Genomic DNA, 14,865 nt, shown 5'->3' on the forward strand with positions numbered 1-14,865 from the left:
AAACACTGCCGATTTTTATTGATTGATGAGTCAATCAAAAATAGACTGATCATTGTCAAGGGAGAGACGGATGCCGAAGGTCGGGATGGAACCGGTGCGCCGCAAGGCGCTGGTGGACGCTGCACTACGCGTTATCGGCGACCAGGGCACGCTTGCCGTCACCATGTCCGAAATCGCCCGCCAGGCCGGCGTTTCCCCTGCCCTTGCCCACCACTATTTCGGCAGCAAGGAACAGTTGCTGATCGAGACCATCCGCAGCCTTCTACGGCAATTGCGCGACGACACGGTGACGGCGCTCCGCGCAGTCGTGAGCCCGCGCGAAAGGCTGAGCGCGCTCATCCGCGTCTCCTTCCAGGCAAGCCAGTTCGCCCCTGATACGATCGCCGCATGGCTTGCCTTTTACTCGGAAGCGCAGCGCTCGGAAGAGGTGCGGCGGCTGCTCGTGGTCTATGCCCGGCGGCTGCGTTCCAATTTGCTGGCGAGCCTCAAGACGCTTTGTGCCGACGATGACGCGGAACGCATCGCCGAAGGCGCAGCTGCGATGATCGACGGGCTCTATATCCGCCAGAGTCTGCGCTCCGCGCCGATCAGCATCGAAGCCTCGATCGCGCTCACCGAAGACTACGTCACCTCGCACATCGATCGGCTCACATACCGGGGAACGGCCGCATGACCGCAAGACCGAACATCCTGATCATCATGGTCGACCAGCTGAACGGAACGTTCTTTCCGGACGGACCGGCCGCGTTCCTGCATGCGCCGCACCTGAAAGCGCTCGCGGCCCGTTCGGCCCGCTTCCGCAACAATTACACCTCGTCGCCGCTCTGCGCCCCTGCCCGCGCCTCGTTCATGGCCGGGCAACTGCCGAGCCGCACCCGCGTCTACGACAACGCCGCCGAGTATCAATCCTCGATCCCGACCTATGCGCATCACCTGCGCCGTGCCGGATACTACACGGCACTGTCGGGCAAGATGCATTTCGTCGGGCCGGACCAGTTGCACGGCTTCGAAGAGCGGCTGACGACCGACATCTACCCGGCCGATTTCGGCTGGACCCCGGATTATCGCAAACCCGGCGAGCGCATCGACTGGTGGTATCACAATCTCGGCTCCGTCACCGGCGCCGGCGTTGCCGAGATCACCAACCAGATGGAGTATGACGACGAGGTCGCCTTCCTCGCCAACCAGAAGCTCTACCAGCTCTCGCGCGACAACGACGATGCGGAACGCCGCCCCTGGTGCCTGACAGTTTCGTTCACCCATCCGCACGACCCTTACGTGGCGCGCAAGAAATTCTGGGACCTCTACGAGAATTGCGAGCACCTCCTGCCCGAGATCGGCATGCTGCCGGAGGATCGGCAGGATCCGCATTCCAAGCGCATCATGCATTCCTGCGACTACGTCAATTTCGACCTGACGGAAGACAATGTCCGCCGCTCGCGCCGGGCCTATTTCGCCAACATCTCCTACCTCGACGAGAAGGTCGGCGAACTGGTGGACACGCTGAAGCGCACCCGCATGCTCGACGACACGCTGATCCTCTTCTGCTCGGATCACGGCGACATGCTCGGCGAGCGCGGCCTGTGGTTCAAGATGAACTTCTTCGAGGGCTCGGCCCGCGTGCCGCTGATGGTCGCCGGTCCCGGCGTCGCGCCCGGCCTGCATCTGGCGCCGACCTCCAACCTCGACGTGACGCCGACGCTTGCCGATCTCGCCGGCATTTCCATGGACGAGATAAAACCCTGGACCGACGGCACCAGCCTCGTGCCCATAATCAACGGCGAGGAGCGCTCAGAGCCGGTGCTGATGGAATATGCGGCAGAGGCCTCCTACGCACCACTCGTCGCCATCCGCGAAGGCAAGTGGAAGTACATCCACTGCACACTTGATCCCGACCAGCTCTACGATCTCGAGGCGGACCCTCTGGAACTGAAGAACCTCGCCGCCGATCCGGAGACGCCGGTTCAGGCCGCGACCCTGCAGGCGTTTCGCGACATGTGCGCCGCCCACTGGGACATGGAGGCCTTCGACGCCGCCGTGCGCGAAAGCCAGGCACGGCGCTGGGTGGTCTACGAGGCGCTTCGCAATGGCGCCTATTATCCCTGGGATCACCAGCCGCTGCAGAAGGCATCCGAGCGCTACATGCGCAACCACATGAACCTCGACAATCTCGAGGAATCCAAACGCTACCCGCGAGGAGAATGACATGAAAGCCCAACCGCAAGCCTCGCACTTCATCGACGGCGAATATGTCGAGGACATCGAAGGCACCGTCATCGAGAGCATCTATCCGGCGACCGGCGAAGTCATCGCGCGGCTGCACGCGGCAACGCCCGCGATCGTCGAAAAGGCGATTGCGGCGGCAAAGCGCGCCCAGCCGGAATGGGCAGCGATGAGCCCGACCGCCCGCGGCCGTATCCTCAAGCGCGCCGCCGAGATCATGCGCGATCGCAACCGCGAGCTCTCCGAACTCGAAACACTCGACACCGGCAAGCCGATCCAGGAGACGATCGTCGCCGACCCGACCTCGGGCGCCGACAGTTTCGAGTTCTTCGGCGGCGTCATCGCCACAGCGCTCAACGGCGACTACATCCCGCTTGGCGGCGACTTCGCCTACACCAAGCGCGTGCCGCTCGGCGTCTGCGTCGGCATCGGCGCCTGGAATTACCCGCAGCAGATCGCCTGCTGGAAGGGCGCACCGGCGCTCGCCGCCGGCAACGCCATGGTCTTCAAGCCCTCGGAAAACACGCCGCTCGGCGCGCTGAAGATCGCCGAGATCCTCGTCGAAGCCGGCCTGCCGAAGGGCCTCTACAATGTCATCCAGGGCGACCGCACGACCGGCCCGCTGCTCGTCAACCATCCCGACGTCGCCAAGGTGTCGCTGACCGGCTCGGTTCCGACCGGCAAGAAGGTGGCCGGTGCGGCCGCGGCCGAACTCAAGCACGTCACCATGGAACTCGGCGGCAAGTCGCCGCTGATCGTCTTCGACGACGCCGATCTCGAAAGCGCCATCGGTGGCGCCATGCTCGGCAATTTCTATTCGACCGGCCAAGTCTGCTCGAACGGCACACGCGTCTTCGTGCAGAAGGGCATCAAGGAACAGTTCCTGACGCGGCTGAAGGCCCGCACCGAGGCGATCGTCATCGGCGACCCGATGGACGAGGCGACGCAACTCGGGCCGATGGTCTCGGCGCCGCAGCGCGACAAGGTCTTCTCCTACATCGAGAAGGGCAAGGCCGAGGGCGCGCGCCTCGTGACCGGCGGCGGCATCCCGAACGCCGTCAACAGTGAAGGCACCTATATCCAGCCGACCGTTTTTGCCGACGTCACCGACGACATGACGATCGCCCGCGAAGAGATCTTCGGGCCTGTCATGTGCGTGCTCGATTTCGACGAGGAGGCGGAGGTGATCAAGCGCGCCAATGCGACCGAGTTCGGCCTTTCGGCCGGCGTCTTCACCGCCGACATCACCCGCGCGCACCGTGTCGTCGACCAGCTCGAAGCCGGGACGCTCTGGATCAACACCTACAATCTCTGCCCGGTGGAAATCCCCTTCGGCGGCTCGAAGCAGTCCGGTTTCGGCCGCGAAAATTCGGTGGCAGCACTCAACCACTACAGCGAGTTGAAGACCGTCTATGTCGGCATGGGGCCGGTGCAGGCGCCGTACTGAGATTGAGGCTAAGGCCGCCCCTCACCCTAACCCTCTCCCCGCAAGCGAGGAGAGGGGACGTGCCCCACCAGCGGTTTGAGAGTGCAGAAGAGGATGCGGCAATGTCCCTTCGCCCCGCTTGCGGGGAGAAGGTGCCGGCAGGCGGATGAGGGGCGCCCCCTCACCGCGCGGATGAAGGCGTGCCGAGGGGCATCCAGCTAGAAGAAAGACCACGCTTATGCAGGCAGATTACATCATCATCGGCTCCGGCTCCGCCGGCTCGGCGCTCGCCTATCGTCTCTCGGAAGACGGCAAGAATACCGTTTTGGTGCTGGAATATGGCGGCACGGATGCAGGCCCTTTCATCCAGATGCCGGCAGCGCTTGCCTGGCCGATGAGCATGAAGCGCTACAACTGGGGCTACCTCTCCGAACCGGAGCCGAACCTCAACAACCGGCGCATCACGGCACCCCGCGGCAAGGTGATCGGCGGCTCCTCCTCGATCAACGGCCTCGTCTATGTGCGCGGCCATGCCGAGGACTTCAATCGCTGGGAAGACCTCGGCGCGCGCGGCTGGGCCTACGCGGACGTGCTGCCCTATTTCAAGCGTATGGAAAACAGTCACGGCGGCGAAGCCGGCTGGCGCGGCACCGACGGACCGCTGCACGTCAAGCGCGGGCCGGTGCACAACCCGCTGTTCCATGCCTTCATCGAGGCGGGACAGCAGGCCGGTTTCGAAGTGACCGACGATTACAACGGCTCGAAGCAGGAAGGCTTCGGGCTGATGGAACAGACCGTGTGGCAGGGCCGGCGCTGGTCGGCGGCGAACGCCTATCTGAAGCCGGCGATGAAGCGCCAGAACGTCTCGCTCGTGCGCTGCTTTGCCCGCCGCATCATCATCGAGAACGGTCGGGCGACCGGAGTCGAGATCGAGCGCGCCGGCAAGATCGAGATCGTCAAGGCAAACCGCGAGGTGGTCGTGTCGGCCTCCTCGTTCAACTCGCCGAAGCTCTTGATGCTCTCTGGCATCGGCCCGGCCCAGCACCTGAAGGACATGGGCATCGAGGTGAAGGTCGACCGGCCGGGTGTCGGCGCAAACCTGCAGGACCATATGGAGTTCTATTTCCAACAGGTCTCGACCAAGCCGGTGTCGCTCTATTCCTGGCTGCCCTGGTTCTGGCAGGGCGTTGCCGGTGCGCAGTGGCTGTTCTTCAAGAAGGGCCTCGGCATTTCCAACCAGTTCGAGGCCTGCGCCTTCCTGCGCTCGGCCCCCGGCGTCAAGCAGCCGGATATCCAGTACCATTTCCTGCCGGTGGCAATCAGCTATGACGGCAAGGCTGCCGCCAACACGCACGGCTTCCAGGTGCATGTCGGCTACAACCTGTCGAAGTCACGCGGCAACGTCACGCTGCGTTCCTCCGATCCGATGGCCGATCCGGTTATCCGCTTCAACTATATGAGCCACCCGGAGGACTGGGAAAAGTTCCGCCACTGCGTGCGCCTCACCCGCGAGATTTTTGGCCAGAAGGCCTTCGACCACTACCGCGGCCCGGAGATCCAGCCGGGCGAGAGCGTCCAGTCGGACGAACAGATCGACGCGTTCCTGCGCGAGCATCTGGAAAGCGCCTACCACCCCTGCGGCACTTGCCGGATGGGCGCCAAGGACGATCCGATGGCGGTGGTCGATCCCGAGACCCGCGTCATCGGTGTCGATGGCTTGCGTGTCGCCGACAGCTCGATCTTCCCGCACGTGACCTATGGCAACTTGAACAGCCCCTCGATCATGACCGGGGAGAAAGCGGCCGACCATATTCTGGGCAAGCAGCCGCTCGCCCGCTCCAACCAGGAGTCCTGGATCAACCCGCGCTGGCAGGTCAGCGACCGGTAAGCGGCTATCCGATGAAGCCGATCCAGCGGCCGGCGAGCACTGCGGCGAGCCAGAGGGCCAGCGAAACGAGCGCCTGCAGCCGCAGACGGGGGGCTATCATGCCGCCCGCCAAGGCGGTCCGCCAGGCCGTACCCAGGCGCAGCGACAACGCATTGAGGACGCCAAGCGCCAGCAATGCGAGCTTCGCCAGAAATGCCGGATTGGCGAGATAGACCGCGGGCCTGACGCTGAAGAGGCAGAACCCGGTGGCGACAGCCAGCAGGAGGCCGATGGCAGCGGCGCGCGTAAGGAACGGGCCGAGCACGTCGACGGGCGCATGTCCGAGGAGCCCCAGCAGCCGCAGGTCGAGCGGCACGATCGCGCCGATCAAGAGCCCGATCGCCAGGATGTGGGCCGCATTGACCACGAGATAGAGCAGCGCCGAGCGTCTGAGTGCTGCCCCAACCGGCCAGCCTGAGACCCATTCGGCAAGCTCGGCCGGACTCATCCCCCAGCCCGGATGCGTTCCGGATAGATGTCATAGGTCTTGCCCGCGACCGTGATCCGCACGGCCTTCATGCGCTTTTCGTTCGGGTCGAGCGAGCGATTGCCGAGTACAACGACCTCGTCGCCAGTTTTGGCCGAACCCTCGATAAAGCCTGAACGTTCCGTTTGGCGGGGATTGCCGAGTTCGACGTGCCACGTCCCGTCCGTGGTCGATTCGACCTGAAGCGTCGGATGCGGCGGTGCCATGGAGATTTCGCGGATCGTGCCCTTGAGCTCGATCTGGTCGGCCTCGGCCCACGACCAGCCGTGATGGGCATAAGCGCCGGTGGCCAGCACGGCGGCGATCACAACGCCAGCTAAACCTCTGCGTGAAATGGCATCCAGCATCGACCTGCTCCTTCGTTTGCCTCGGGGAGCCGCAAGCTTGGACCTGAACAGCCGTTGACGGAAGCGCTGAGCGTTCAACACTTCTTGAAGAGAAGGGCGCCGACCTTGTCTGGCGCGGTGATAACCGCCGTGACCGAAAGTTGCATGTCGAATTCATGAACAGCTTAAAATTTAGCCATTCTTAATCTCCGGTTGTTATGTCTATATGAGACGGAGTGAACGCTGGGCGAACGTGCCATGACGGCAGTTTCGCCGCGCAATATCGCGTGCTCCATCCCATCATCGACATCACTCCCCTGCCAAGGCGAGCTCGCTTACCGATGCCTTTGCGGCCATCCCCGCGGCATCGGCCGAGGATGATTTGCCTTGCGGGCAACCGCGGAGCGTTATTCATGACAATCAAAGCACGCCTGCTCGTGTGTCTGTCCCTGCTCGCCGTCGCCATGCTGGTCATGATCGTCACGGCCTTCAGTGCGATGACTTCCATCTCCAAACGCACCGAATCGATTGTCGCCGACCGGTTGCTGCCGGTCGATCATCTGAAAACGGTGTCCGACATGTATGCGGTCGAAATCGTCGACACCACCCACAAGGTTCGCAGCGGCGCCCTGGACTGGGCGGCCGGAGCAAAGGCGATCGACCTGGCGCTCTTAACCATCGACACGCGCTGGCGCACCTATGAAGCCACGCGGCTGACGCCCGAGGAGAAGAAGCTGACCGAGATTTTCGACAAGGCGCGCATCGCAAGCGATGCGTCGATCCACGATCTCGTGCAGATCATGCAGCGTCAGGACAAGGCCGAACTCGAACGCTTCGTCGATAGCAAACTGTACTCCTCCGTCGATCCGCTCGCTGCGCCGATCAGCGACCTGATCAAGCTGCAGCTTTCGGAGGCCAACGCCGAGCTCGAAGCGGCGAAGGCCGAGAAGAACAACCTCACACTCTGGCAAAGCGTGATTGCCGGTTTCGCCCTGCTTATGCTCGGCGCGACCGTCTGGTTCGTCATTGCCGGCCTGCTACGCCCACTGACCAAGCTGCGCGAAGCCATGCGCCAGCTGGCCGCCGGCAATCTCAAGACACTGATCTTCGGCGAAGGGCGCCGCGACGAGATCGGCCAGATGGCCGGCGCGGTCGCCGTCTTCCGCGACAATGCGTTGGAACGCCAGCGGCTGGAGCAGGAGGCGGAGGCCGGCCGTTCGCTGTCGGAGCGCGAGCGCGAGCAGCGCGAAGCGCAGAAGGCGAAAGAGGCCGCGGAGGTTCAGACGGCGGTCAGTGCGCTTGGCTTTGGCCTCGATCGCCTTGCCGAAGGCGACCTCACCTTCCGGATCGAAACGCCGCTTGCCGATCGGCTCGACGCGCTGCGCACCAATTTCAACAGCTCCGTCACCAACCTTGAGGATGCTCTGCGCTCGGTCGGCGAGAACGCCCGCAGCATCGATGCCGGCGCCAGCGAAATCCGTTCGGCGGCGGGCGACCTCTCCAAGCGCACGGAACAGCAGGCTGCCTCGGTCGAGGAAACCGCCGCCGCACTCGACCAGATCGCCACCACCGTCGCCGATGCCAGCCGGCGCGCAGAAGAGGCGGGCACGCTCGTGACCCGCACCCGTGGTGCTGCGGAGAAATCTGGCGAGATCGTCGGCAATGCCGTCACCGCCATGAGCGGCATCGAGGCCTCGTCGCGGGAAATATCCAGCATCATCGGCGTCATCGACGATATCGCCTTCCAGACAAACCTCTTGGCGCTCAATGCCGGCGTCGAGGCGGCCCGCGCCGGCGAAGCCGGCAAGGGCTTTGCCGTCGTCGCCCAGGAGGTGCGCGAACTCGCCCAACGCTCGGCCCAGGCCGCCAAGGAGATCAAGGTGCTGATCGCCACATCCGGCCAGCAGGTCAAATCCGGCGTCACTCTGGTGCGCGAGACCGGCGCCGCGCTCGAAAGCATCATCGTCGAGGTCAAGGAGATCAGCAGCCACGTAACGGCGATCGTCGAAAGCGCCCGCGAACAGGCAGCCGGCATCCAGCAGATCAACACGGCGGTGAACGCCATCGACCAGGGGACGCAGCAGAACGCGGCCATGGTGGAGCAATCGACCGCCGCCAGCCACAGTCTTGCCCGCGAGGCCGGCGCGCTGAACGACCTCCTGATGCGCTTCAGGACCGGCAACGGCGCTTCGGCCGCGCCGCGCCGCGTGGCAAGTGCTGTCACGGAAAGTGCAGCCCCCTCGCCCGCACGGGCCCTGACCCGCAAGCTCGCAAGCGCCTATCGCGGCAGCGCGCGGCCACAGGAGGACGGCTGGGCGGAGTTCTGACGATCCGGTCGATTGCCAACCAGCGAGGCGCGGACAGCAGGGTTCGCGCCTTTTGCTTCTTTACGACCCAGCAGCCGCAAGCAGCACAGTATTAAATCTAGTAAATTACTAGTCTATATTCGGTTTTTCGCTGCCTTTCGATCTGAGAGGCAGATTTGCTCCAAACAAACAGCATTAGAAACCGCTATTTCTGTCCATTGTCCTGTTCGGCTGCGATATTCCGCCCAAGTTGGAACAGGACGCAGCCATGACCACGTCATCCCTCGAAACCACCGCCAAGGCACTGAACGAGAGGCTAGAAGGCCTCGATCTCGCCGGGCGGCTGGCGCTCGTCGCAAGCCTTGAAGGGCGGGCGGTCTTCACGACCTCGCTCGGCATCGAGGACCAGGTGATTACCGCCGCGATCGGCAAGAACAAGCTCTCCGTCGATGTCGTTACGCTTCAGACCGGCCGCCTCTTCAATGAGACCGCAGCGCTGATCGACAAGACGGAAGAAGCCTTCGACATCCTGATCAAGCGCTACCATCCGGAAAAGGCCGACATCGACGCTTACGCAGCGCGTTACGGCCTCAACGGCTTCTACGAAAGCGTCGAAGCACGACATGCCTGTTGCGACGTGCGCAAGCTGAAGCCGCTTGCGCGCGCACTCGAAGGGGCAAGCTTCTGGATCACCGGCCTGCGTCGCGGTCAGTCGGGTAACCGCGCCTCCACGCCCTTTGCCGAGGCAGATGCCGAACGCGGCCTGATCAAGATCAATCCGCTGGCCGACTGGGACATCGAGACCATCAACAGCTACGTCGCCACCCATGCTGTTCCGGTCAACCCGCTGCACGCCCGCGGCTATCCGTCGATCGGCTGTGAGCCCTGCACCCGCGCCATCAAGCCCGGCGAGCCCGAGCGCGCCGGCCGTTGGTGGTGGGAGAACGACGAGAAGCGCGAATGTGGTCTGCACGTTCCGGAAGCCGCCGCAAGCTCCATCATCCCCAATTCGAGCAGCGCCGCCTGAAGCTGGCGCGCCCGTCCCAAGACAAATCCTCCCGGAGACTGAAATGCCCCATATCCATCCGGAAACGGAACTGCATAACCCGCAGAGCGCCAAGCCGCCGCTCGATCCGCATCTGAAGGCACTGGAAAACGAAGCGATCCACATCTTCCGCGAAGTGGCCGCCGAGTTCGAACGCCCGGTCATGCTCTATTCGATCGGCAAGGATTCTTCCGTGCTGCTGCATCTGGCGCGCAAGGCCTTCTATCCCGGCCGCGTGCCCTTCCCGCTGCTGCACGTCAACACCGGCTGGAAGTTCGCCGAGATGATCGCGTTCCGCAACGAGATCGTCGAGCGCTACGACCTCGACCTGATCGAGCACGTCAATCCGCGCGGTGCCGCCGAGAACGTTACACCCTTCACCCACGGCTCGGCGCTCTATACCGACATCATGAAGACCGAGGCGCTGCGCCAGGCGCTCGACGCCGGCCAGTTCGACGCAGCCTTCGGCGGCGCGCGTCGCGACGAAGAGGCGAGCCGCGCCAAGGAGCGCATCTACTCCTTCCGCACGCCGGATCATCGCTGGGATCCGCGCAACCAGCGCCCGGAACTGTGGAACGTCTACAACGGCATGATCCGCAAGGGTGAGAGCGTGCGCGCCTTCCCGCTGTCCAACTGGACCGAAGTCGACATCTGGCGCTACATCCAGGCCGAGGACATTCCGATCGTGCCGCTCTATTTTGCCGAGAAGCGCCCGATCGTCGAACGCGACGGCATGATGATCCTCGCCGAAGATCCGCGCCTCGAACTCCTGCCGGGCGAGACCAAGCGCGAGGAAGTGATCCGCTTCCGCACGCTCGGCTGCTTCCCGCTGACCGGCGCTATCCGCTCGAACGCGACGACGCTCGACGACATCATCTCCGAACTCGAAACCGCGACCGTTTCCGAACGCCAGGGCCGCGCCATCGACCGTGACCAGTCCGGCTCGATGGAAAAGAAGAAGCGCGAAGGATATTTCTGATGACCGCAACCGCAACCGCAACCGCGAATGCCGTTGAGCACGCTCAAGCCGGCGAGGTTCTGGCCTTTCCGGCGCAGGAGCCGGCGCGCGCCACCCGTGACAGCCGCCCGCTTCGGCTTATCACCTGCGGCTCGGTCGACGACGGCAAGTCGACGCTGATCGGCCGCCTGCTCTGGGACACCAAGGCGGTCAAGGAAGACCAGGCGGCAACGCTGCAGCGCGATTCCAAAGGCAAGCAGAACGACCTCGGCCTGCCCGATTTCGCGCTGCTGCTCGACGGCCTCCAGGCGGAGCGCGAACAGGGCATCACAATCGACGTCGCCTATCGCTATTTCTCGACCGACAAGCGCTCCTTCATCGTCGCCGACACGCCCGGCCACGAGCAATACACCCGCAACATGGCAACCGGCGCCTCGACCGCCGACCTCGCCGTGCTGCTCGTCGATGCTCGCGTCGGCCTGCTTGAACAGACCCGTCGGCACGCGACGATCGCGACGCTGATGGGCATCAAGCAGTTCGTGCTCGCGGTCAACAAGATCGACCTGACCGACTACGACCGCGCCCGCTTCGAAGAGATCAGCCACGAGTTCCGCGAACTGGCGCTGTCGCTCGGCGTACGCCAGGTCACCGCCATTCCGGTCTCGGCGCTGAAGGGCGAGAACGTCGTCTATGACGGCCGCGCCTCCATGCCCTGGTATGACGGCCCGACGCTGATCGAAGTCCTGGAACTGGCGACGACCCGTTCGGCCCAGACCGTCGGTTTCCGCCTGCCGGTGCAGCGCGTCTCGCGTCCGGGCGAAAGCTTCCGCGGCTATCAGGGCACGGTTGCCGGCGGCTCGGTCAAGCCCGGCGACAGTGTCGTCATCCTGCCCTCGGGCATGGTCGCCAACGTCACCAAGATCGTCACCTTCGACCTGGTGCGCAACGCGGCGGTGGCTGGCGACGCGATCACGCTCGTGCTCGACCGTCAGGTGGACGTCTCGCGCGGCGACATGATCGTGGCGATCGACAGCCAGCCGCTGACGGGCCTTTCCTTCGACGCCCAGCTGGTCGCGCTGCAGGCCGAGGGCATCCAGCCCGGCAAGCGCTACTGGCTGAAGAGCGGCAGCCGCCGCCAGCGCGTCCAGGTGCAGCCGGCAAGCCAGCTCGATCTGCAGACCGGCAAGTGGAACCAGGCCGACCAGCTGCCGATGAACGCCATCGGCAAGGTGCACCTCGCCTTCGACGAGCAGGCGATCTTCGACAGCTACGAGCAGAACCGCACCACCGGCGCCTTCATCCTGATCGATCCGGACACCAACAACACGGTGGCCGGCGGGATGATCACCGCCAAGCGCTCGGCGCTCGGCGGCATCCACACGGAAGATGCCCGCGTCATCCTCTCGCTGCCGGCCGACCTTGCCGACCAGCTGATGGCGACCGAACTCTTCGCCGGCCGCCGCGAGGAAGCGGAAGTCCGACGCGTGAGCGCCGGCCGCGCCGTCGAGATCATCGACGACATCGACGGTTGAGCGACATCACACACAGCAAAAGGGGGCCGAACGGCCCCCTTTTTTGTTTACTTGGGCGGTTGAGATCCGTCGGCGATCACTGCCGGCGCGCCTTTCTATGACGTGCCGGCGGCGTAGCACCTACCGGCGCCATCGCCTCAAAGCTGCTGCTCGATCGCGGGCAGAGTGATCGTCAGCGGCGCAGGATCCGCATGCTGCCAGAGCTGGTAGCCGACGACGCTGCCAAGGATGGCGGACCAAATGGCGATCTCGCGAAAGGTGAAAATCGGTTCCTTCAACATCCGGGCCTCTCGGGCAAAGACAAGTGTTGATGGAAATATCGCCCCTATTGTTCACACTGATAAGACACCGTTTGATGAACGCCGTGTTTCCATGTGAACGATAACGCTTTCACCGACGACGTTACGCTGTCGGGCGCAAGCGTTCGGCCGCCGTCTTCGAAGCTTGTCCGCATGCACGAGACTGTCCCATTCAGGGACAGAACTGACGAATGCTTCACCTTGGCACGAGGTCGCCACAACCGAGCCTTCCAATCCGGTTTCGCATTCGTAATTTGGCGCATCGATCATGAGGATCGACAGGGCTGTTTCACCGTTTCCGAACGTCGTGGGACAGTCCGCCTGACGGTCAGGTGCGGTAGGCCAAACAAAAAAGGGCCGCTGCGGGCCCTCTCCTGCTGTCACGTCTTCAATGCCAAGTCAGCGGGTGCTGACCACCGGTTCGGTCGTTTCGTCTTCCGTGCGGCTTGCGAAATAATTGGCAAGGAGCGCACCGGAAATGTTGTGCCATACGCTGAAGATCGCGCTCGGTACCGCTGCCACCGGCGAAAAATAGGTATTGGCGAGGGCCGCGCCGAGGCCACTGTTCTGCATACCAACCTCAATGGCGATCGCCTTGCGCTTGGCAAGTGACAGCCCAGCCGCCTTGGCGGCGAAGAAGCCCAGGAGATAGCCGAGGCCATTGTGCAGGGCGACAACGGCGAAGATCAGCAGCCCGGAGCTGGCGATCGCGCCCTTGCTGGCGCCGACGACGGCCGCAACGATCAAGACGATGCCGGCGACGCTGACGAGCGGCAGCGCAGGCACCGCCGCCTTGACCAGACCCGGCAAAAGCTTCTGCAGGAAAAAGCCCAGCGCCAGCGGCAGCAATACCACCTTGACGATGCTCATGAACATCGCGGTCGCATCGACAGGCAGATATTGGCTCGCAAATGTCCAGACGATGAACGGCGTGACGATCGGCGCAAGCAGCGTGGTGACGCTGGTGCAGGCGACCGACAGTGCGACATCGCCCTTGGAGAGATAGGTCATGACATTGCTCGAGGTTCCGCCCGGGCAGCAACCGACGAGGATCACGCCGGCAGCCACCTCCGGCGACATCGGGATGACGGCCGTCAGCAGAACCGCGAGCAACGGCATGATGAGGAACTGCGAGACCACGCCGATACCGACCTCAAACGGACGCTTGGCGACTTCCTTGAAGTCGTCGAGCGAAATGGTCAAGCCCATGCCGAACATGATGATGCCGAGCAGGGTGACGATATAGGGCGTGATCTGCTTGAAAATATCCGGGAAGACGAACCCGAGAATGGCGAAAACAATGACCCAGAGCGCGAATGTGCGTCCGACAAACTGGGAAAACGATGCGACGGCCTTCAAAATCTTACTCCTTACGTGATGGCCGCTGTCTAGGTCCGCCCGCGGGCGGCTTCAACACGCTTCGAACAAAAAACGCCACCTGCCGCAACTTTGTGTCGATGAAACCGGAGAAACCGACATAAACGCGACGCATATGGACAGCGACCACGTCCTGGGGATATCAGGCAGATCAAGACAGCGAAAGCACGGGATCTTGAGGGAGACGACGATGACGAACCAGCCGGAAACGAGCGTGACGGTGGAAAAGCGCCAGAACGGCAAATGGTGCTTCGTCATCAAGCATCGCGGCGTCACCTACCCCGCACAGGGCAATTTCACCTCGATGCTGCAGGCGCAGGCCGTTGCCCAAACTGCGCTAAAGGCGCTCGAAAAGCAGGGCTGACCGGCCTACCGAGCGCTCCAGGGCCGATTGACGGCACGCAAACTCGTTTATCCGCGCACGCCAGGCGGCGTGCGCGGGGTGTCCCTATTCGGTCGCGGACCGGATGATGTTGCAGAGGCCTTCCTGCACCACCTGCTTGGTGGCCACCTGTCCCACCTGAATATCAAACATCGCATCAACCCGCGTGCCTGAACCGCGTTTGCGGGCGACGACCCGCAATGTCTGCAGGCGTCCGGAACCGGCGGTATCCTGATAGGCCTCGATGGTGCCGAGTGCCTTGTTGATCTCGATCCCGGAAAAGCCTTCCGCCGCGACGCCACGCGCCATGCGCTGAAGGGCGGTATCGGGCTTCAGCTTCGGGAACTCCTGCCAGGTCTTATAGAAAACAGGCGTCACCAGCGGCACGCCGTTTGCCTTGAAATTCTTCTCGCAGCTCTGCGCCGCCGCCCCCGAATGGCCGGCCACCAGCAGAACCGCCGCAATGGATAGGTGTTTGATCGACATGTCCGTTCCTCGTCGTCAGCATCGAATGGCGGAACGCTAGAGACTTCGCCGCTGGACCGACAGAGCGAGCCGGCTGCAAATACACCTCTAT

At 63.5% G+C, this 14,865-nt stretch carries 14 protein-coding genes; 9 read left to right on the forward strand and 5 right to left on the reverse strand.

Features of this window, described 5'->3' with window-relative positions; genetic code table 11:
- Window positions 1–70: 70 nt before the first annotated feature.
- The 4 genes from betI (at window position 71) to betA (ending at window position 5,537) form a co-directional block, all read left to right on the forward strand.
- The gene (gene betI, locus OKW20_RS02255) at window positions 71–673 is read left to right on the forward strand and encodes a transcriptional regulator BetI (protein ID WP_043620060.1); all 603 of its coding nucleotides are present in this window, start codon (window positions 71–73) and stop codon (window positions 671–673) included.
- Window positions 670–2,205, forward strand: coding sequence for a choline-sulfatase (betC, locus tag OKW20_RS02260; RefSeq protein WP_429169931.1), 1,536 nt, complete (start codon window positions 670–672; stop codon window positions 2,203–2,205). Before betI ends, betC begins: the two co-directional genes overlap by 4 nt.
- 1 nt (window position 2,206) lies before the next feature.
- On the forward strand, window positions 2,207–3,670 hold the full coding sequence (gene betB / locus OKW20_RS02265) for a betaine-aldehyde dehydrogenase (RefSeq protein ID WP_429169933.1): 1,464 nt from the start codon (window positions 2,207–2,209) through the stop codon (window positions 3,668–3,670).
- A gap of 217 nt (window positions 3,671–3,887) precedes the next feature.
- Entirely contained in the window at window positions 3,888–5,537 is a 1,650-nt protein-coding gene (gene betA / locus OKW20_RS02270; protein WP_429169936.1) for a choline dehydrogenase, read from the forward strand.
- Between the two features lie 4 nt (window positions 5,538–5,541).
- Here the strand turns inward: betA and OKW20_RS02275 are convergent, their stop codons facing one another.
- Both OKW20_RS02275 and OKW20_RS02280 read right to left on the reverse strand, forming a co-directional pair.
- The gene (locus OKW20_RS02275; protein WP_429169939.1) at window positions 5,542–6,024 is read right to left on the reverse strand and encodes a DUF6644 family protein; all 483 of its coding nucleotides are present in this window, start codon (window positions 6,022–6,024) and stop codon (window positions 5,542–5,544) included.
- Window positions 6,021–6,410 carry a DUF6152 family protein gene (locus OKW20_RS02280; RefSeq protein ID WP_192447544.1) on the reverse strand — a complete coding sequence of 130 codons (390 nt, stop codon included), beginning with the start codon at window positions 6,408–6,410 and terminating at the stop codon, window positions 6,021–6,023. The genes OKW20_RS02275 and OKW20_RS02280 overlap by 4 nt, the downstream gene beginning before the upstream one ends.
- A gap of 392 nt (window positions 6,411–6,802) precedes the next feature.
- Here OKW20_RS02280 and OKW20_RS02285 point away from each other — a divergent pair, with 392 nt between their 5' ends.
- From OKW20_RS02285 to cysN, 4 genes are all read left to right on the forward strand, one after another.
- Window positions 6,803–8,716: a HAMP domain-containing methyl-accepting chemotaxis protein gene (locus tag OKW20_RS02285; protein WP_429169942.1), complete on the forward strand. Its 1,914-nt coding sequence runs from the start codon at window positions 6,803–6,805 to the stop codon at window positions 8,714–8,716.
- A gap of 247 nt (window positions 8,717–8,963) precedes the next feature.
- Window positions 8,964–9,722 (forward strand): phosphoadenylyl-sulfate reductase, encoded by a 759-nt coding sequence (locus tag OKW20_RS02290; RefSeq protein WP_429112785.1) that lies wholly within the window; start codon window positions 8,964–8,966, stop codon window positions 9,720–9,722.
- Between the two features lie 43 nt (window positions 9,723–9,765).
- A complete protein-coding gene (gene cysD / locus OKW20_RS02295; protein ID WP_043616754.1) occupies window positions 9,766–10,719 on the forward strand; it encodes a sulfate adenylyltransferase subunit CysD in 954 nt (317 codons plus the stop codon).
- Entirely contained in the window at window positions 10,719–12,230 is a 1,512-nt protein-coding gene (gene cysN / locus OKW20_RS02300) for a sulfate adenylyltransferase subunit CysN (protein WP_429169945.1), read from the forward strand. The genes cysD and cysN overlap by 1 nt, the downstream gene beginning before the upstream one ends.
- A gap of 137 nt (window positions 12,231–12,367) precedes the next feature.
- Here the strand turns inward: cysN and OKW20_RS02305 are convergent, their stop codons facing one another.
- Entirely contained in the window at window positions 12,368–12,511 is a 144-nt protein-coding gene (locus OKW20_RS02305) for a hypothetical protein (protein WP_089045238.1), read from the reverse strand.
- 417 nt (window positions 12,512–12,928) lie between these two features.
- The gene (locus OKW20_RS02310) at window positions 12,929–13,888 is read right to left on the reverse strand and encodes a bile acid:sodium symporter family protein (protein WP_429169948.1); all 960 of its coding nucleotides are present in this window, start codon (window positions 13,886–13,888) and stop codon (window positions 12,929–12,931) included.
- 208 nt (window positions 13,889–14,096) lie between these two features.
- On the opposite strand from OKW20_RS02310, the gene OKW20_RS02315 reads away from it, so the two are divergent.
- On the forward strand, window positions 14,097–14,270 hold the full coding sequence (locus tag OKW20_RS02315) for a hypothetical protein (protein ID WP_192447550.1): 174 nt from the start codon (window positions 14,097–14,099) through the stop codon (window positions 14,268–14,270).
- Window positions 14,271–14,354: 84 nt separating this feature from the next.
- Here the strand turns inward: OKW20_RS02315 and OKW20_RS02320 are convergent, their stop codons facing one another.
- Window positions 14,355–14,768 carry a hypothetical protein gene (locus OKW20_RS02320; protein WP_429171125.1) on the reverse strand — a complete coding sequence of 138 codons (414 nt, stop codon included), beginning with the start codon at window positions 14,766–14,768 and terminating at the stop codon, window positions 14,355–14,357.
- Window positions 14,769–14,865 lie beyond the last annotated feature (97 nt).

The sequence above is a fragment of the Ensifer sp. LBL genome, assembly GCF_050435225.1.
In the GTDB taxonomy this organism is placed as follows: domain Bacteria; phylum Pseudomonadota; class Alphaproteobacteria; order Rhizobiales; family Rhizobiaceae; genus Ensifer.